The sequence below is a fragment of the Noviherbaspirillum galbum genome, assembly GCF_010974945.1.
In the GTDB taxonomy this organism is placed as follows: Bacteria; Pseudomonadota; Gammaproteobacteria; order Burkholderiales; family Burkholderiaceae_D; genus Noviherbaspirillum; species Noviherbaspirillum galbum.
The window spans coordinates 330301-347834 of sequence record NZ_JAAIVB010000078.1; the positions used below are offsets into that span (position 1 = coordinate 330301).

Below are 17534 nucleotides of genomic sequence, written 5' to 3' on the forward strand. Positions count from 1 at the left end.
TTGGACGATGGGCGGGTGTCAGGTTAGACGTGCCATTCAGGCAAGGTTCCGCGCGGTGAAAGTCGTGGCTAGGGATTGCGTCGGAGAAAGCAAGGAGCAATCCTTGGCCGAGACTCAGCCAGTCTTTTCCCTCCGGTTGAAGTCGACGGCAGCCTGAACGAGCGCCAGGAACGCCGGCTCGTCGAGGGCGTCTCCCTGCTTCAGGTCGATGGCACGGCGAACCTTGCCATCCAGGCTCGCATTGAACAGGCCATGCGGATCATCCAGCGCCGCGCCATGGACGAAGGTGAGCTTCACCTTGTCCTTGTACGTCTCGCCGGTGCAAATGATTCCGTCGCAGGACCAGGTTGGGACGCCGGACGGATTGGAAGGCTTCTTCCACTTGTACTCTTCGGTCGCCTGCGGCGCCGCGCGCCTGATCAAAGCGCGTACGCTATCCAGCACCTCGCTTCGCCAATCCCCTGCTGCCGCTGCCTCGTCCTTGATGATGGTCATCGAATACATGCTCCATGAAAGTTCGCATTCTTGAAACGAAAAACCCGGCGCGGAACCCTAGTTGCCCGCGCTCTCCGCCATGGGCTGCAGTTGACGCAAGCCGATGCGCTCGTTGGCTTCCGCGCGCCAGACCACCTGGTTGTCGACTGCATAGAGCCAGCAGGGAGAACCATGGGCTTCGCAACGTTCCAGGACGGTCTTCATGGAACGGGAGTCGTTGCCCAGGTGACTCCAGTGGCCGCGGGCGCTGATGGCAAATGCCTTGGGAGCGGATAGGTTGAGATATTGGCTGTATCCCTCGCGTGCGCGTTCGCTCACGAAGGGCATGGCGGCGACGTCATCGGCCGGCGCGAAATTGCTGGCCGACGGACGATGAAACAGGTGCTGCCTGGGCGGAAACGGCACGAAGACCACGTTGCCGTCGACGGCGTAGAGCCTGCATGGACCGCCGAATTTTTCGCACTTCTGCAATGCCGACTGCATGGCATCGGGGATGCCATGCGCACGCGCGATGGCGCCACGATCGGAGATGGCGATCGCCTTGGGCACCGCCCAGGTCAGATATTCCCGATACAGGTCGCGTCCTTTTTCACCAGTATTCGGCAAGGCCTTGATGTCGTCCAGCGCGGCAAAGCTTGTCGGCGCCGGCAGCGGATCGCGGTGCGTCACCCGCGCCGTCACGGTCTGGATGCCGGCGGCGCTGGCCTGTTTCGCGCCAGCGGCGTTTTCGAAGGCGTTGCCTGTCTCGGGCATGGCACGCCTCTGCCTCGGCTCGATGACGTTGCTCGCCTTCCAGACCACGACGTCGTCGTACGCATAAAGCTGACAGCCGCTCGCGCGTTCGTTGCAGCGATCCGTGGCGCGCTGCACCGCGGCCGAGGTGTCCGACGACCAGTAAGCGCGGCCGTCGGAAGACAGCACGAAGGCCCGAGGTACCGGCTTTTCCAGCCATTGCGCATAGGCTTTCCGCGCCGCCTCGGAAGGAACGGCGTTGACGTTGGCCGCATCCGCAAAACCGCTTGCCGGCGGCAGGTCGAATCGCTTGTCGTGGACCTTCGATTGATTGCGGCCCGGGGCGGCGCCTTCCGCCGGCTTGGGCGCGGCAATCGAAACGACGTCGCCCATGACGACTTTCACCGAGACCGGGTATTCGTAGGCGGCGCCGGACGAATGGTCGATGGCGGCGCCGATCAAACCGCCCACGAGGATGTTGCCGTACATGGCCGCGCGCGTGGCGGATTCCACGGTGGCCATGCCGGCCGGCAGAGACTCCTTTTCGCACTTGACGGTCATTGGCGTATTCGACCGCACCACCGTGGTTTCTCCCGGCGTCTTCAACCGCCAGTTACCCTTGGTATTGCTCAGCATGCATTCGGCGCCGGCGACGTCACGGCCGCCTTTCTCCGCCGTCGTCACGACCATCGACTGCACATTACCGCCCGATACGGAGGCGCAGCCGGAAACCAGGAGCGCCGACGAGATGGCGCCAGCCGAGATGAGTCGCTTGGGCATGATGATGTTGTCGTTATGATTGCCGTGATTGTCGTGGTCGCAAGTGTAAGGGAAATCGGTTCGTGCCGAAAAGCCTTTCGCGAAAGGAGAAACCGGTTGGCGACGGCTTTCCCGACCGGGGCATGCGGACCGCGCCGGCGACCCCGAGACTGCCGGAATCCCTTGACGGATCAATGCCTTGCGAGCGGCTTGCCATTCCCGGCGTTGCCATTTCCACTCGTTTGAGTTTCCCATTCCCCCGGGATATAATCTGCCGCTCCCGCGGGCCGCAGCCGGTAGCAAGGCCGCCGGTTTCGCAGGCCGCGTGGCATGCCCCGCAAATTGCAAGGCATGTTGCAAGACTTGAACACCAACGCATCCAGAACCATCCACGCTGCCTTTACATCACGCCACGACAACCCGCCGCTGATCCGTTTTTCCGGTTCCCGTTCCCTGCTTTCATCCTGATTGCGCCAGCCTATGACGCGAGCTCTTCCGCGCACGAACTTCCATAGCTCCGACCTCATCCGCTGTCTCGCCCGCCTGGACGTGGTCGAAGGCATCGAGCCGGAGAAGGCCTTCGCGGAAAGGCTGGGCCAGTGGATCCACTTCGCCGATGCGATCACGCTGTCGGCGGTGCACGGGGACATGGCGCCATCTTCGGCTTCTCCGTCCCCCGCCCTGCAAGCCATGTCGAAAGCCGGTCATGCCGCGGGCGCTGCCCAGGCCATCACCGGGGACGTGGAGAAAATCCAGTCCATTCTTGCCGGTTCGATCACGCGAAGCTATTCTGCCAAGCCGGGAAAGTCAGGCATCAGGCTGCCCGAACCGAACCTCGAACTGCCGCTCGACGTCGCGGCCGCCTTTGCCCCGTATCGCCGCTTCCACGAGTCGCACCAGCGCGACATGAGCCTGAGCATCCCGCCCCTGCGCGCGAACGTGCGGCAGGCGCTGGCCGGCATGTCGCCGCAGCACCGGCAATTCGCCGAGCTGGACAAGACCCTGGAAAAAATCCTGGCCGAACGCGAGACGAGGCTGCTCGCCCGCGTGCCGGCGCTGCTCGGCAAGCGCTTCGCCCAGTTGTTCAGGAACCATCAACAACGCCTCGATGCCATTCCGCAGGCCGACGATCCTGCCGCATGGATGCGGCCCGGCGGCTGGCTGGCCCGCTTTCGCGAGGAGCTGCGCACGGTGCTGCTCGCCGAGCTGGATCTGCGCATGCAGCCGACGCTCGGGCTCCTGCACATGCTGCAGGCACCGTCAGCGCCCGCCGAGGCCTAGACACAGACAAACGCCATGAACAAACATCTATTTGCAATCGCCTTTCTACTCGGCCTGATCGCCATCGTCTGGGCGGGCGTCGGCTTCATCGATTCCAGCTGGCTGGCGATGTCCATGACCGCGATCATCGGCGCGGCATACGTGGCAGGCGCCATCGAGCTGCATCACTTCCGCCAGGCCACGCGCACGCTCAACGAGGCCCTGGCCGCCATTCCCGCGTCGCTGGCCGACCTGAACGACTGGCTGCCGCGCCTGCAAGAGTCCCTGCAAAACCCCGTGCGCCTGCGCATCGAGGGCGAGCGCGGCGCGTTGCCTGGCCCGGCGCTGACGCCTTACCTCGTCGGCCTGCTGGTCATGCTCGGCATGCTGGGCACCTTCCTCGGCATGGTGGTCACGCTCAAGGGGGCGGTGTTCGCGCTGGAAAAGACCACCGACCTGCAGGCCATCCGCTCTGCGCTCTCGGTGCCGGTGAAGGGGCTGGGACTGGCCTTCGGCACGTCGGTCGCCGGCGTCGCGGCGTCGGCCATGCTGGGCCTGATGGCGGCGCTGAGCCGGCGCGACCGGCTGCAGGCTTCCCAGCTTCTCGACACCAAGGTCGCCACGGTGCTGCGCCGCTTTTCCTTCGCGCACCAGCGCCAGGAAACCTTCAAGGCCTTGCAGCTGCAATCCCAGGCTTTGCCGGCCGTGGTCGACAAGCTGCAGGCCATGATGACGCAAATGGATGGCATGACCCAGCATCTCAGCCAGCGCCTGCTCGGCAACCAGGAAGAATTCCATCGCCATGTCAAGCTGGCCTACACCGAGCTGGCCGGGTCGGTCGACCAGTCGCTGCGCGACAGCATGAAGCACAGCGCCCAGGTGGCGGGTGAAAGCATCAAGCCGGTGATCACGGCCACCATGCAGGGCATCGCCGACGATGCCGCCCGGATGCACGAACGCATGGCCGGCGCCGTGCAGGCGCAGCTCGACGGCCTGTCCGCGCGCTTCAGCGAATCGGCCCATGCCGTGTCGGCGGGCTGGACCGCCGCGCTCAAGGACCAGGAAGCGTCGAATGCCAACTTCGTCGGCAACGTCGCCAAAACGCTCGATGAATTCGCCATTAATTTCGAACGGCGTTCCGGAGCGCTGGTCGAGACCGTGGCCGACGCGCATGCCCGGCTGCACGCGGCCCAGGCCGAGCAGGACGGCCGGCGCCTCGCGGCATGGACCGGGTCGCTGGATGGCATGGCCGCATCCATGCGGGAGGTCCTGCAGCAGGCCGGCGCGGAAACCCTCGAGCGGCAACGCCAGATCTGCGATGCGCTCGCCCAGTCGGTGCAAGCCATCCAGGGACAGGCGCAGGACAGCGCCGGCCAGGCACTGGCCGAAACGAGCCGGCTCATCGCCAGTGCGGAAGCGCTGATGCAGTCGCGCATGGAAGCCGAGGCCGCATGGCTCGCACGTCATCATGACAGCATGGAACAGCTCGCCGCGCTGCTGCGCTCCGAACTCGGCGCGCTCAAGGAAGACGAGGCGGCACGCGGCCAGGCCGCGGTGGACCGCCTCGCCGCGCTCCAGGATGCCGTGACCGTGCACCTGGGCACGCTGGGCACGGCCCTCGAAGCGCCGATTGCCCGCCTCATCGAGACCGCGTCCGAGGCGCCGCGCGCCGCAGCCGACGTGATCTCCCAGCTCCGCCAGGAAGTCTCCAAGGGCATGGAGCGCGACAACGCCCTGCTCGAAGAGCGCAGCCGCATCATGGAAACCCTCAACGCGCTGCTCGACGCTATCAACCATGCGTCGCGGGAACAGCGCGCGGCGATCGATTCCCTGGTGGCGTCGTCCGCTACCGCGCTCAATGCCACTTCCAGCGCCTTCACGGAAAGCGTTGCCCTGGAAGCCGGCAAGCTGTCCGACATCGCGGCGCAGGTATCCACCAGTGCCATCGACGTCGCCAGCCTGGGCGAAACCCTCGGGGCCGCGGTGCAATCCTTCCATGCCGCCAACGAGAAACTGGTTGCCGACCTGCAGCGCATCGAAGCGGCGCTTGACAAATCCATGGCGCGCAGCGACGACCAGCTTGCCTATTACGTCGCCCAGGCCCGGGAAATCATCGACCTGAGCCTCTCGTCGCAACGCGACGTCGTCGAAGAACTGCGCCGCCTGCCGTCGAAGCAAGCCCTGGTGGCGGAAGAGGCTAGATGATGGACGAGCTTGACGCAGGCATCGACCACGCCTCCCCGATCTGGCCCGCCTTCGGCGATCTCATGGCCAGCCTGCTCGGCGCGTTCGTGCTGATGCTGGTGGCGGTGGCCGCGGTTCAGATGGAGCTGACTTCGAACCTGCAGGACGAAGTCAGGAAACGCCAGATTGAGGAACAGCGCCGCATCAGCCTGGAAAAGGCGCTCGCGGTGCCGCTGGCGTCCGGACGCATCACCTTGAACAACGGACGCATCGGCATCAGCGGACAGGTGCTGTTCGCATTGAATTCCGACCAGTTGCAGCCCGAAGGCCGGCAGCTCCTCAAGAGCCTCGTCGGACCGCTGGCAGCCTACTTGTCGTCGCGCGAAGAAATGCTGATGGTCAGCGGCTTTACCGACGACAAATCCATTCGCGGCGGGCGTTTCGCCGATAACTGGGAACTGTCGGCACAACGCGCCTTGACGGTCACCCGCACGCTGATCGACGAAGGCATGCCGTCGTCGATGGTGTTCGCCGCCGCCTTCGGCTCCGAACAGCCGGTCCGGCCCAACACCGACGATGCCGCGCGCGCCCAGAACCGGCGGGTCGAGATGGCACCCGTCCCGAAAACCTCGAACCAGAAGCCGGCCCCGGCATGAGTGAGGCCGACGGCATGCCCCTCATGGAAGCGCTCAGGCAAAGCGGTGCGGCGCGCTTCGATGCCGTGCGCTGGCATCATGCGGAAGCGCTCGCCCGGCGTGCCGCGGCCTCGGAGGGCAAGGTACGGCAGTTGCTCGATGCGAAATTGACGCAGATCCTGCATGCGCTCGACGCCTGCTTCAGGCAGGGGCAGGACGAGGCCCGGGACGCGTTAGCCGCCGCGGCCGAATCGCATCCCGAGGCGTCTGCGGAGTTGCACTCCTTGTTTGCCGCGGGTGAGTTCAAGCGTTTGCATGAAGCAATCGCCGCACTCCGCAAGCCGGTCCCGACGGATACGCTTGCGTCCCTACTGCGCGACCTGGCGCATCATGATCATCAGGCTACCCCTTCCTGGGCGCCGTCTTCCTCCGATTTGCCGCTGGAACTGAAGGCGGTCAGCCAGTTCCGCGATACCTGGGCCAAGCTCAGCGCCGACAAGCAAGTCACCCAGGCGTTGCAGCAAGCCCCGAAGAACGCGGGGCCGATCAATTCACACATGCTGGTGTTGCGTTCGCTCGCATTGATGCGCGACATGTCGCCTGAGTATTTGAACCGATTTTTGTCGTATGCGGATACCTTGCTGAAGCTGGAGCAGGGCGAGGGGGAGAAGACGGTTGCGGTGAAACGCGGTGGTAAAGGTGGGAAAGCGATGAGGAAGTGAGGGGTGTTATAAGCGGACGTGTTTTCGGGTAGGCGGGAATTGCATTGTGCGTTTCTCCGGACGGCCGAAATGGGATTCTCGCCTTCGCGGGAATGACAGGGGTAGCCGGGTGCTTCCCGTGGTCGGGACAGACTTGAGCCATGCCGATGCGGTAGGAGGTCGACTCATTTGCCGTTCAGGTGATTACTACCGTCGATGACGGCATCCCCTCAACCCATCGAACAAGGTCGCCCGAAGTGACTCCCACATGGGAGTTGGTTTTCCAGCAGCTTTCTTTGGTTCCTTTCTTTGTCTGCTGACAAAGAAAGGACCTGGGCCGCCGGGACCAGCCCCGGCTAGTCCCCACGAAGTGGGAGACGCAACCGGGTCACCGGAGAAACTTGCGCAACCGCAGTAGAAATGGAATCTCCGCCTTCATGGGGATAACGGAGCGTTGAACCAACGACGAAGAAAAACACCGGCAAACACCCAAAACGGCACCGGGGCCGCCCCCGACTCAACTCAAGCTACCCTCCGATACCACCCCTCATCCGGATCCCCCGCGCCAGCCAGCGTCTGCCGCAAGAACGATTCAAACATCAGCAACGACCACAACGGCGCGGTGAAATCCCGTCGCCCGCTCTGATGCATCTCGATCATCTCCGCAACGAACGCCATGTCGAAAATACCGGTCGACGCCAGCGTCGGCCCGAGCAAGGTACGGCGCAGCACATCACGCAAGGGCCCGCGGAACCATTGCCCGATCGGTACGGCGAACCCCATCTTGTCGCGGTAGAGAATGTCGTGCGGCAGGTCGCCTTCGAGTGACTTCTTGAAGATGTACTTGCCTTCCGCGCCCTTCAGCTTGAGCGACGAGGGCAAGCCGGAAATCCACTCCACGAGTTCATGGTCGAGCAGCGGCACCCTGACTTCCAGCGCATGGGCCATGCTGGCGCGGTCCACCTTGGTGAGGATGTCCCCGGGCAGGTAGGTTTTCATGTCAAGGTACTGCACCATCGACAGGGCATCATCGGTTTGCGCCTTGGCGGCATGGTCGCGCAGGACCTGGCACGCTTCGTAGCCCTGCAGGTCGCGCCGGAAGTTCGCGGAGAAAAGCTTGCGGCGGAGCTTGTCTCCCAGCAGCGAGACGGTATGGAAATAGGCCTCAACCGAATCCCGGGCCAGCGATTCGAAAGTGGATTTCGCGCGCAGCACGCGCGGCGCCCAGTCAGCCTTGGGATAGAGGTTCCCCATCAGCCCGAAGATTGGCTTGCGCGCCGACAGCGGCAGCCGCGAACGCAGGCGTTCTTCCATCATGTGCCAGCGGTAGCGGCGGTAGCCGGCAAGGTTTTCGTCGCCGCCATCGCCCGAAAGCGCGACCGTGACGCGTTTGCGGGCGAGTTCGCAGACCCGGTAGGTTGGAATCGCGGAGCTGTCGGCGAACGGTTCGTCGTAAAGGGCGGCAAGCTTGTCGACGAGGGCGAAATCGTTGGTCGCCACCTGCTCGACATGGTGTCTAGTTCCATATCGCTCCGCGACTTCCTGGGCGTAACGGGATTCGTCGAACTTGGCGTCATCGAAGGAAATCGAACAGGTGTTGACGGGCTCCTTGCTCAGGCTGGCCATGGCGCTGACCACCGCGCTGGAATCGACGCCTCCGGACAGGAATGCACCCAGCGGCACCTCCGCCAGCATGTGGCTGCTCACGGCCTCATGTACCCGCTCGCGCAAGGCGGTGGCGGCCTCCTGCTCGTCCATGGGCGCGTGCGGCTTGAAAGCGACGTCCCAGTACTCGCGCGGCTGCGGGATGGGCATGCCTCGGCGGATGGTGAGCGTGTGGCCAGGGGAGAGCTTGAGCGCATGGCGGAAAATGGTCTTGGGCTCCGGCACGTATCCATACGCGAAGTAATCCTCCACGGCCTCCGGCAGAAGCTCGCGGCGCATCCTGGGATGGGCAAGCAGCGTCTTGAGCTCGGATCCGAAGATCAGCATGCCATCGTCGAGGACCGCGTAGTACAGGGGCTTGATGCCGAGGCGGTCGCGCGCCATGAAGAAGGTCGAGGTGTTGCGGTCCCAGAGACCGAAGGCGAACATGCCCCGGAAGCGTTCCACGCAGCGCTCGCCCCATTGTTCCCAGGCATGAACGATCACTTCCGTGTCGGAATGGGTACGGAAGCGATGTCCCAGCCGCGTCAGTTCTTCCGCCAGCGCCTGGAAATTGTAGATTTCACCGTTGAAGACGACGACCACGCTGTGGTCTTCATTGAACAGCGGTTGCTGGCCGCTGGAAAGGTCGATGATGGAGAGGCGGCGGTGGCCCAGGCCAACGCCGGGTTCAAGGTGCGTTCCACCTTCGTCAGGTCCGCGATGAAACTGGCTCTCGTTCATGCGATGCAGCAGCTTTCCATCCACGTCGCGCATTGCTTTGGTATCCACCAGCCCGACAATTCCACACATGCGAATCCCTTTCAGTGCAATTTGAAGCGTTAAATTTATGGCTAGCGCGCGGCCGGCAAGGCGCGGGCTTGCAGCAATCCGTCGTAGACCTGCATGTAGGCCCGGGACATCGACTCCATGCTGAAGCCGCTGTCGATGCGCCGGCGCGCCGCCATGCCGTGGCGAAGCCGCAGTTCCGCGTCATTGGAATAGTGATACAGGGCGGCAGCGAGCGCGGTCGGGTCTGCCGGGGAAACGAGCTTGCCGGTACTGCAGTCGTCGATCAGTTCGAGGTTGCCGCCGACGCGCGTTGCAACCACGGGCAGGCCGGTCGACATGGCTTCGAGGATGGTGTTTGAAATGCCCTCGCCGAGCGACGGCAGGACGAAGACGTCCATGACGCGCATCAATTCGGCGATGTCATTGCGCTCTCCGGGCAGCCATGCCAGGTGTTCGGCGCCGGCGGCCCGCAGCCTGCTCCGGCAGGCTTCGCGCGACTCGCCCTCGCCGACGATCAGCAGGCGGGCGGTGCGGCGGCATTCGGGCTGGCGCTCGAGCATCATCAGGAAAGCCTCGACCAGGTTGGGGTAATCCTTCACCGCGGCCATGCGGCCGACACTGCCGATGACGACGGCGCCAGGCGTCAGGAAGCCGGGCGGCGATGCGGCGGGCACGCGGTCGGCGCCGGGCTGCCTGGGATGGAACCGTTCGCTGTCCACGCCGTTGTAGATCTGGGTGACTCGGCCATCCGACACGCCGACGGCATCCGTCAGCCAGCTTTCGAGATCCTTGCTGACGGTCGTGAATTGGCCGATGAATGGCGTCATCGCCTTGCGGAGCAGAAGGTATTTGCGGTTCTTGCCGTCGAGGTCATAGATATCGCGGCCATGCTCTCCGTGCGCCCGCGCCTTGACGCCGGCAAGAGCGGCCACTGCCTGCATTTCCATGGTGGCGAGGTTGCGGGTGTGGACAAGGTCCGGCTTCAGGCGGCGCAATGCCTGGTACATGCGCCGGTAGGCGGACGGGTCCTTGCCTTCCTTCTTGTCGAGCGCGACCAGTTGCACATCCTTGCGCGTGATGCGCTGGGCGAAGTCGGAATACCCCTTCAGGCAAATGATTGCATGCCGGTAGCGTTGCGGCGGCATGTGGTTGATCAGGTTGACCAGTCCGTTTTCCAGTCCCCCGACGCCGAGGGAGTGGATGACATGCGCCACGAGCGGGGGCGTGGCGGGTCCGAGCGAAGACCGGTCATCGGCATGGAGCTCAGCGCTGATTGGCATGGCCGCTCCTTTCGCGCATCAGCAGGGCCGCATCGGGAAGGAAGGCGGCAAGACTGGCCTCGGCATCTTCGCGCCGCTCCTGCAGCGGGGCGTAAAGCATGATTTCGCTTGCCGCCGTGGAACGTCCCAGCAGGCGCTGGAGTGCCAGCGCTGCCTTGAATACATAAGGATTCGCGTAGGTGGTGCCGTCCATCACATACCAGCGCCAGACGAGGAGCTTGACGCCCGGCCCGAACACGACGCTTTCCCGCACACGCATCGCGGTGTTGCCCGAAACGGCAAGGCGGCGCGTATCGGTGGATGCATGCCAGTTCGGGTCGTCCTGCGCGACGAGGGTGTTGCCGAAGGTGACCAGGCCGACGCCATCCGCCTGGACGGGATAGTGCGCGACATGAATGCTCGCCGCCTTGCCGCTGAAGCGGAAGCTTGCTTTCGCCGTCATCGGATTGCCGGTGTACTGCGGCGACCAAGGGCTTGCCTGCCCGGGTTGCTGCCAGCGCTTGAGGAATGCGGGGAAGTCGAGCGTCGCGGGTGTGTCGGGCGAGGGGCTGGCAATGAATTTTGCCCAGGCCGGCCAGATGAGCAGGACCGCGATGCAAAGTGCCGCGATCCGGCCCACCGGCTTCAGGTCGATCCTGGGCGCGGGAAGAGGCTGCGTGCCGGGAGCCGCGTCAGCATTGGCCGGACCGGCGGCCTGCGGCGTCTCATGGTCTTCGCGCCAGATCGTGCCCGTCCAGAACAGCAAGGCCATGACCACGCCGAAGAAAATCCAGCCGTAGATCAGGTGATCGACCCCGACCGCGAGCGTCATTCCGCTGAGATGGCCGATCATCACGATCATGTAGGCGCGCACGCTGTTGGCGGCGATCGGCAGGAGGATGGAGATCGCGATAAACATCAGCCTCCGCGACAGGGTGCGGTAGGTGAGGTAGGCGTACAGGCTGCCGAGGGTGAGCGAGGCGATGAGGTAGCGAACGCCGCTGCATGCCTCGACCACCGACCAGTTTCCGCTTGGAATGGAGAATGCATTGCCTTCCCGGAAAACCGGGATGCCGGTCAGCTGCAATGCCCACACCGTGGCGTTGGCGGTGATGTCGATGAGGGTGGGAATGAAGGCATCCCCGAATGGCACCGCGAGCAGGAGGAAGGCCAGCGGAAAGCCGATGGTCGCCGTCATCCGCTTTCCGAGCAGGGTCCAGATTGCCGCGGGGATCATCGCCACCACGGCGAAGTGACGCACGACCTGCACGTCGGCCAGCGTGGCGAGCAGCCAGGCGAATCCGAGGAAGCAGAGAGCCGCCAGGCCGAGGGGCTGCGGTTTGGGTTGCAGGCGGGACAATTCGCGCCTGCGCGACCATACCAGCCACAGGCTGATCGGCGCGATGAGGATGCCATGAAGGAAGGTGTCCGACTTGAACCAGATGGACGCCATGCCGGCGATGGTGCCGGCGTAGGCCAGGAGGATTCCACCGATCAGCGAAAGGCAAAGCCAGAACAGGGCGCGGGCGCCGCTCGGCGGAGCGGTGGTTGATGCGGTCGATACGGTCGATGCAGCTTGTCCGAGGCCGGACAACTGGCGCTTGCCGGCGTCGGCCGTGCCAACCTGGTCAAGAATGGCGCTCATGAAGCACCGTCCAGAACGAGGTTGGCCTTGGAAGCCGCGGTGGGAAAGGGAAGAGGCTTCGCGGGCGCCGGTGCCGAGGGGTTTGCGTCGAGCAGGTCTTGCAGCTGCTTCATGCCGCTTTGCCAGCTGTAGCGCTGTACCACCCGCTCGCGCGCCGCGCGGCCGATCTGCCCCTTGTCCTTCGTTTGCAGCTGCTTGAGCACCATGTCGACGTACTCGCGTTCATCGCGCGCCACGAGCAGCTCCCGGCCTGTGACGGCCTGTATGCCTTCCGCCGCTTCCGGCGACGCGATCACGGTCCTGCCCATGGACATGGCTTCCAGTACCTTGTTCTGGATGCCGCGCGCGATGCGCAGGGGCGCGACCGACACGGCGGCATGGGCAATGTAGGGACGCACGTCCGGGACGGAGCCGGTCACCGTGATGCCGTCGATCGCGGCCAGCGACTTGACCTGCGGCATCGGGCGGGCACCGACGATGTAGAAGACGGCACCCGGCTTGCGGGCGCGGATGACCGGAAAAATCTTGTGCGCGAACCAGTCCACCGCTTCGGCATTGGCCCAGTAATCCATTGCACCGGTAAAAACGATGGGCTTCACGCCGGCGGGGAAGGGATTTTCGTAGGCATGTTCCGGCGAGAAGTAGTCGGAGTCGACGCCGTTGTTGAAGAAGCGGATCTTGGCCGCGGATTCGGGCGCGAGTCGCTTGAACATCGTGGACTCCGCCCGCGAAACGAAGGTGGAACTGTCGAATTCGGCGGCGATCCGGCGTTCATATTGGAGCAGCGTCCGGGCTTCGCGGGAATAGATGGCGCTGACCGGCCAGCGCTTGCTGCGGGCATACTGGCGCCACTTGTCGGAATCCACGTCGACGAAATCGATCACGCGCCGCGCCACGCGGTGGCCATCGAGATACTGCGCCATCGGCGACGAAAACACCAGCGCGCGGTCGATGCGACGTGCACCGAGGATGGTGTCCACCCAAAGCTGGAGCCGGCGGTTCGCATAGTAAGGCAGGGACAAGGCCTCGCCGTGCAGGAAGCCGGACAGGCTGCGCAACTTGGCGACGGTAGGATTCAGGGGAACGATGCAGGTCTCGGCGCAGAGGGCCTTGACCTTGTCCACGTACTCCCAGTCCTTGGGGTCGTCGATGAAGGTGCCAAGATGCACGCGATAGCGCGTGCTCAGATGCTTCAGGATGTGGAACGACCGAATCTTGTCGCCCTTGTTTGGCGGGAAGGGAATGCGGTGCACCAGATAGAGCAGGTCTTCCATGGCGATTACCCCAGGCTGCGGACAATGTAGGGACCGATGGCATTGGCGAGGCCCAGGGGCAGCCTGCGCCATGTCTCGATGAAGAACTTGTATTTCGGATTCAGGGGGTTGTGGTCCGGAACCGCCCTGGCACGGTGCAACTGGTATTCATAGTGCAGCGGCGTCGGTGCGAACCCCCAGTTTTTCTTGAAATCGAACGCGCCGGTGCCTGCCTTGCTGCGTCCGAAGTCAAAGGTTTTCAGGCCGCGCTCGCAGGCGCGGCGCATCAGTTCCCAGTACATGAAGTCATTGCCGGCGACCGCGCGCGCTTCGTCGGTGCCGCCGCCGTAATAGGGGAGCACTTCGTCCCGGAAGTAGAAGCTCATGAGGCCGGTGACGACGCGTCCCTGGTGACGGACGGTCATGAGTTCGCAGTCCTTGCCGAAGACCTCCTTCAGCAGGCGAAAATATTTTCGCGAGAATACCGGCGTGCCGAGCCGGTGAACGCTGTGCGAGTAGGCCGCGAAAAAACCGTCGATGTCGTCTTCGAGCTGGCTCGCGAGGCCGGCCTTGATGCCCTTGCGCACCATGGCGCGCTGTTTCTTCGGGATCGCCAGCATGTTTTCCTCTTCCTGCGCGAGGATCTCCTTGCGGAAGGTGACATAGAGGTTCTTGGACGGCCAATCGGGATGCTGCGCCGCGATGTTGCGGTATTCGAGGTGGTCCACGTTCAGTTTTACGGCCAGTGCCTGCGCGGCTTCCTCCAGCGCGCGGCGCGCGGCGGGAGAGGCGGTGGCCACGCCGCCATAGACGCAGAAGGGCAGGGAGCTGAGCGAATGTCCGAACAGCCGGCTCTTGACCTCGGCCAGCGGAAGCACGCCGACGATCTCGCCGCCGGATTCGGCATAGTAAAACCAGGTGCGATGTCCGAATGCCTGTTCGATGACCTGCTGCCAGCCGGCACGATGGAAGAACGTGGCTTTCGTGCTGCCCATGACGAAGGCGTCCCAACGCTCGCGGTCGGCGGGGGTCAGCAACCGGATGATGGGTGCGCTCCCGGAGACGGAGGGGTAGTTCTGTTGAAACGCTTCACTGATCGAGGTCATTCCTGCTCCAGAAAAATGCGGTCGATGCGGTCCCAGCGGAAATCTTGTGCGAGGGTGGAGATGCGCCGCTGCGTGCGGCGGAGGTTGACGTAGTGGCGGAAGCGCGTCTTGGGATCCAGCTTTCCCGGGCGCGGCTGATCTGGATCAATCTCCCAGGGATGGAAATAGAAAATTCCTGGCCGGCCATCCTGTGCGTTGACGCGCGCGATCATCCAGCGCGACACGGCATAGGGCAGCAGGCGGAAATAGCCGCCGCCGCCCGCAGGCAGGTTGCGGGACAGGACCCGGGCGGTCGTGATCGGCAATTCGAGCAGGTCCGCGCCCAGCGTGGGATAGAAGGGAAAGCGCGGCGCGTCGCGCATCCCGTAGTGGTCGTGCCTGACCGGATACACGCTGGAGCTGTAGCGATAGCCGGCGCGCCGCAGCATGTCCCAGGCCCAGGGCGTCGTGCCATTGATGGAGAAGCTGGGGGCGCGGTATCCGGATACGGCAGCGCCGGTAACGTCCTCCAGGACCAGTTTTGCGCGCAGGATGTCGTCGAAGAATGCCTCCGGGGTCTGCTCGCTGACGCGCTGGTGGCCGTGGCCGTGGCTCGCGATCTCGTGACCCGCGGCATGGATCCGCCTGACCATGGCTGGATAGCGCTCGGCGATCCAGCCCAGGGTGAAGAAGGTGGCCTTGACGCCCTTGCCCTCGAAAACGCCGAGGATGCGGTCCACGTTGCGCTCCACGCGGCAAGGCATGGCGTCCCAGTGGGCACGGTCGATATAGGGAGCGAAGGCGGAGACCTGGAAGTAGTCCTCGACATCCACGCTCATGGCATTGCGCAGCGTCGCCCGCTCGCTTGCGGCCAGCGGCCTGGCCGGCGCTTCCTGGAAACGTTCGATGGGCGCGTTCATGGCATCAGGCCTTGCATCCGCGTGACATCCAATCGCGGATGGCAACGGCAATGCGGACCGATGCCTTGCCCTCCCAGCCTTCGGGGATCTTGCCGCGCTTGCCGCCTGTGGACAGCACTTCCTCCACCAGTCCGAGAATGACGCGCGGCTCCGTGCCCGCGATGGTGTTGGTGCCCTCGTCGACGGTGACCGGGCGCTCGGTGCTCTCGCGCAGCGTGATGCAGGGCACGCCAAGCGCGGTCGTCTCTTCCTGGATGCCGCCCGAATCGGTCAGCACCACCGTGGCATCCTTCATGAGTCCGAGCATCTCCAGGTAACCCTGGGGCGGCAGGACCGCGACGCGCCCGCGTTCCAGCGCTTCCAGCAGGGACGCGCGCTCGAGCATGCTTCGGGTCCGCGGATGCATCGGGAAGATCACGGGCAGGCGCTTGCTGGTCTCGACCAGGGTATCGACCAGGCTGGCAAGCACCGCGGGGTCGTCGACGTTGGCAGGCCGGTGCAGCGTGACGACGGCATACTGCTTGCCCGTCAAGCCATGCCGTTCCCGGAGTTCCGGCGGCACGATGCGGGAAAGCGGCAGCGCGCGGTCAAGGTTGGCGCGCAAGGTGTCGATCATGACGTTGCCGGCGAAGCGGATCGCTTCTTCCCGGATGCCTTCGCGCAGCAGGTTGGCGCGGGCGCCCTGCTCGCTGGTGAACAGCAGGTCGGAGATCTGGTCTGTAAGGATGCGGTTGATTTCCTCGGGCATGCCGCGGTCGAAGCTCCGCAGGCCGGCTTCGACGTGGATGACCGGAATGTTCTTCTTCACTGCGACCAGGGCGCAGGCGATCGTTGAGTTGACGTCGCCAACGACCAGCACGCTGCGCGCGCCGCAGGCATCCAGGGCGGGCTCGAAACGGCGCATGACCTCCGCCGTTTGCTGGGCATGGGTGCCGGAACCGACTTCCAGGTTGATGTCCGGCGCCGGAATGCCGAGCGCTTCGAAATACTGGTGATTCATGGCCGCGTCGTAGTGCTGGCCAGTGTGCAGCAGGCCCACCCGCAAGCCGGGAGCGTGTGCGGCCAGTGCCGCCGCGATCGGCGCGATCTTCATGAAATTAGGCCGGGCGCCGACCACGCAGAGCAGGTCGCACGGATTGGCTTGGGAAGTCGTTGTCGTTGTCATTGGTTTTTTTGGTTCGCGCTTTTCAAAAGGGGTGCAACCATCATCTTCCGGATGGCGTCCAGCACCGAAATGACGGAAGTTTCGACGCGCGATACGCGTTCCTCGATGTGTTCGAGTTCCTGCAGCGCCGCCACGGGAGACTGTTCGCCGCCATCAGCCATCGCGGCAGACAGGGAAGACGCGGGCGGCAAGGCGAACTCTTCCTGGATGTCTGCGACGACAGCCTGGACTTCGTGCGCGCCGAAGGCATGGAGTTCCTCGAGATAACCCATGAGGAAAAGCCGGTCGCAAAGCGTATTGATCTTTCGCGGAATGCCTTCCGCATAATCATGGATCAGGGCGAAGGCGTCGTCGGCAATCAATGGGTCGTCTCGCCAGCCGACGGTGCGCAGGCGGTGCTCGATATAGGCCTTGCTTTCCGCCGCGTCGAGCGGGCCGAGATGGTAGGTCGCGATGACACGCTGCCGTAGCTGGGACATGCCAGGGCTCATCATGGTGGCGCGGAATTCGGGCTGTCCCAGGAGGAAGGTCTGCAGCGGCGATTTGTCTCCGGCCTGGAGGTTGGAGAGCATCCGCAATTCTTCCAGCGCCTGCCGCGACAGGTTCTGCGCTTCATCCACCACCAGCAGGATGCGCTTGCCGGCACGCCCGCACTCCAGCATGAATTGCTCGATGCGCAGCAGGAGCGCGGCCTTGGAAATGCTTTCGAAGGGCAGGTTGAATGCCGACACGACCATGCGCAGGATGTCGCCCGAGTCGAGGGCGGTGTTGACGATGTGCGCCACCAGGATGTTCTGGTTCTTCAGCTTGCGGCAGAGGTTGCGCACCAGTGTCGTCTTGCCCGCACCGACCTCACCGGTAATCACGATGAATCCTTCCGCCTGCGACAGGCCGTATTCCAGGTAGGACATGGCCCGGCTGTGTCCCTTGCTGCCAAAGAAGAAGGCGGGATCGGGATTGAGCTGGAATGGTTTGGCGGACAGGCCGTAGAAGTTGTTGTACATG

The 17534-nt window shown here is 64.1% G+C and carries 14 protein-coding genes; 4 read left to right on the forward strand and 10 right to left on the reverse strand.

Annotated elements, in window-relative coordinates; translation table 11 throughout:
* Positions 1 to 114: 114 nt before the first annotated feature.
* Together G3574_RS24100 and G3574_RS24105 are read right to left on the reverse strand one after the other, a co-directional pair.
* Positions 115 to 495, reverse strand: a complete 381-nt coding sequence (locus G3574_RS24100; RefSeq protein ID WP_407941699.1) for a DUF1801 domain-containing protein — start codon at positions 493 to 495, stop codon at positions 115 to 117.
* A 57-nt stretch (positions 496 to 552) separates the two neighbouring features.
* Positions 553 to 2007: a hypothetical protein gene (locus G3574_RS24105; protein ID WP_163968081.1), complete on the reverse strand. Its 1455-nt coding sequence runs from the start codon at positions 2005 to 2007 to the stop codon at positions 553 to 555.
* A gap of 459 nt (positions 2008 to 2466) precedes the next feature.
* Between G3574_RS24105 and G3574_RS24110 the strand changes: the two genes are divergently transcribed.
* Genes G3574_RS24110 through G3574_RS24125 form a run of 4 tightly spaced genes read left to right on the forward strand, consistent with a single transcriptional unit; the run spans position 2467 to position 6787 of the window.
* Positions 2467 to 3267, forward strand: coding sequence for a DUF3348 domain-containing protein (locus tag G3574_RS24110; RefSeq protein WP_163968082.1), 801 nt, complete (start codon positions 2467 to 2469; stop codon positions 3265 to 3267).
* Between the two features lie 15 nt (positions 3268 to 3282).
* Complete coding sequence (locus tag G3574_RS24115) at positions 3283 to 5451, forward strand: DUF802 domain-containing protein (protein ID WP_163968083.1); 2169 nt, start codon at positions 3283 to 3285, stop codon at positions 5449 to 5451.
* Entirely contained in the window at positions 5448 to 6086 is a 639-nt protein-coding gene (locus tag G3574_RS24120; protein ID WP_205609900.1) for an OmpA family protein, read from the forward strand. Before G3574_RS24115 ends, G3574_RS24120 begins: the two co-directional genes overlap by 4 nt.
* The gene (locus tag G3574_RS24125) at positions 6083 to 6787 is read left to right on the forward strand and encodes a DUF2894 domain-containing protein (protein WP_163968084.1); all 705 of its coding nucleotides are present in this window, start codon (positions 6083 to 6085) and stop codon (positions 6785 to 6787) included. The genes G3574_RS24120 and G3574_RS24125 overlap by 4 nt, the downstream gene beginning before the upstream one ends.
* 501 nt (positions 6788 to 7288) lie before the next feature.
* On the opposite strand, the gene G3574_RS24130 is transcribed toward G3574_RS24125, so the two are convergent.
* From G3574_RS24130 to G3574_RS24165, 8 genes are all read right to left on the reverse strand, one after another.
* Positions 7289 to 9223, reverse strand: coding sequence for an XrtA/PEP-CTERM system amidotransferase (locus G3574_RS24130; RefSeq protein ID WP_163968085.1), 1935 nt, complete (start codon positions 9221 to 9223; stop codon positions 7289 to 7291).
* 41 nt (positions 9224 to 9264) lie between these two features.
* Positions 9265 to 10482, reverse strand: a complete 1218-nt coding sequence (locus G3574_RS24135) for a TIGR03088 family PEP-CTERM/XrtA system glycosyltransferase (RefSeq protein WP_163968086.1) — start codon at positions 10480 to 10482, stop codon at positions 9265 to 9267.
* Positions 10466 to 12106 carry an exosortase A gene (gene xrtA, locus G3574_RS24140; protein WP_163968087.1) on the reverse strand — a complete coding sequence of 547 codons (1641 nt, stop codon included), beginning with the start codon at positions 12104 to 12106 and terminating at the stop codon, positions 10466 to 10468. The genes G3574_RS24135 and xrtA overlap by 17 nt, the downstream gene beginning before the upstream one ends.
* Entirely contained in the window at positions 12103 to 13380 is a 1278-nt protein-coding gene (locus G3574_RS24145) for a TIGR03087 family PEP-CTERM/XrtA system glycosyltransferase (protein WP_163968088.1), read from the reverse strand. Before G3574_RS24145 ends, xrtA begins: the two co-directional genes overlap by 4 nt.
* A gap of 5 nt (positions 13381 to 13385) precedes the next feature.
* A complete protein-coding gene (locus G3574_RS24150) occupies positions 13386 to 14465 on the reverse strand; it encodes a FemAB family XrtA/PEP-CTERM system-associated protein (RefSeq protein ID WP_163968089.1) in 1080 nt (359 codons plus the stop codon).
* Entirely contained in the window at positions 14462 to 15283 is an 822-nt protein-coding gene (locus tag G3574_RS24155) for an XrtA system polysaccharide deacetylase (RefSeq protein ID WP_235953609.1), read from the reverse strand. Before G3574_RS24155 ends, G3574_RS24150 begins: the two co-directional genes overlap by 4 nt.
* Before the next feature lie 85 nt (positions 15284 to 15368).
* A complete protein-coding gene (gene wecB, locus G3574_RS24160) occupies positions 15369 to 16529 on the reverse strand; it encodes a non-hydrolyzing UDP-N-acetylglucosamine 2-epimerase (protein ID WP_163968091.1) in 1161 nt (386 codons plus the stop codon).
* Positions 16526 to 17533, reverse strand: a complete 1008-nt coding sequence (locus G3574_RS24165) for an XrtA/PEP-CTERM system-associated ATPase (protein WP_163968092.1) — start codon at positions 17531 to 17533, stop codon at positions 16526 to 16528. The genes wecB and G3574_RS24165 overlap by 4 nt, the downstream gene beginning before the upstream one ends.
* Position 17534 lies beyond the last annotated feature (1 nt).

Coding starts and splice junctions, on each gene's coding strand:
- G3574_RS24165 (WP_163968092.1), bottom strand. CDS start 17,533: ATGTACAACAACTTCTACGGCCTGTCCGCCAAACCATTCCAGCTCAAT.
- wecB (WP_163968091.1), bottom strand. CDS start 16,529: ATGACAACGACAACGACTTCCCAAGCCAATCCGTGCGACCTGCTCTGC.
- G3574_RS24150 (WP_163968089.1), bottom strand. CDS start 14,465: ATGACCTCGATCAGTGAAGCGTTTCAACAGAACTACCCCTCCGTCTCC.
- G3574_RS24105 (WP_163968081.1), bottom strand. CDS start 2,007: ATGCCCAAGCGACTCATCTCGGCTGGCGCCATCTCGTCGGCGCTCCTG.
- xrtA (WP_163968087.1), bottom strand. CDS start 12,106: ATGAGCGCCATTCTTGACCAGGTTGGCACGGCCGACGCCGGCAAGCGC.
- G3574_RS24110 (WP_163968082.1), top strand. CDS start 2,467: ATGACGCGAGCTCTTCCGCGCACGAACTTCCATAGCTCCGACCTCATC.
- G3574_RS24155 (WP_235953609.1), bottom strand. CDS start 15,283: ATGAGCGTGGATGTCGAGGACTACTTCCAGGTCTCCGCCTTCGCTCCC.
- G3574_RS24130 (WP_163968085.1), bottom strand. CDS start 9,223: ATGTGTGGAATTGTCGGGCTGGTGGATACCAAAGCAATGCGCGACGTG.
- G3574_RS24100 (WP_407941699.1), bottom strand. CDS start 495: ATGACCATCATCAAGGACGAGGCAGCGGCAGCAGGGGATTGGCGAAGC.
- G3574_RS24115 (WP_163968083.1), top strand. CDS start 3,283: ATGAACAAACATCTATTTGCAATCGCCTTTCTACTCGGCCTGATCGCC.
- G3574_RS24135 (WP_163968086.1), bottom strand. CDS start 10,482: ATGCCAATCAGCGCTGAGCTCCATGCCGATGACCGGTCTTCGCTCGGA.
- G3574_RS24120 (WP_205609900.1), top strand. CDS start 5,448: ATGATGGACGAGCTTGACGCAGGCATCGACCACGCCTCCCCGATCTGG.
- G3574_RS24125 (WP_163968084.1), top strand. CDS start 6,083: ATGAGTGAGGCCGACGGCATGCCCCTCATGGAAGCGCTCAGGCAAAGC.
- G3574_RS24145 (WP_163968088.1), bottom strand. CDS start 13,380: ATGGAAGACCTGCTCTATCTGGTGCACCGCATTCCCTTCCCGCCAAAC.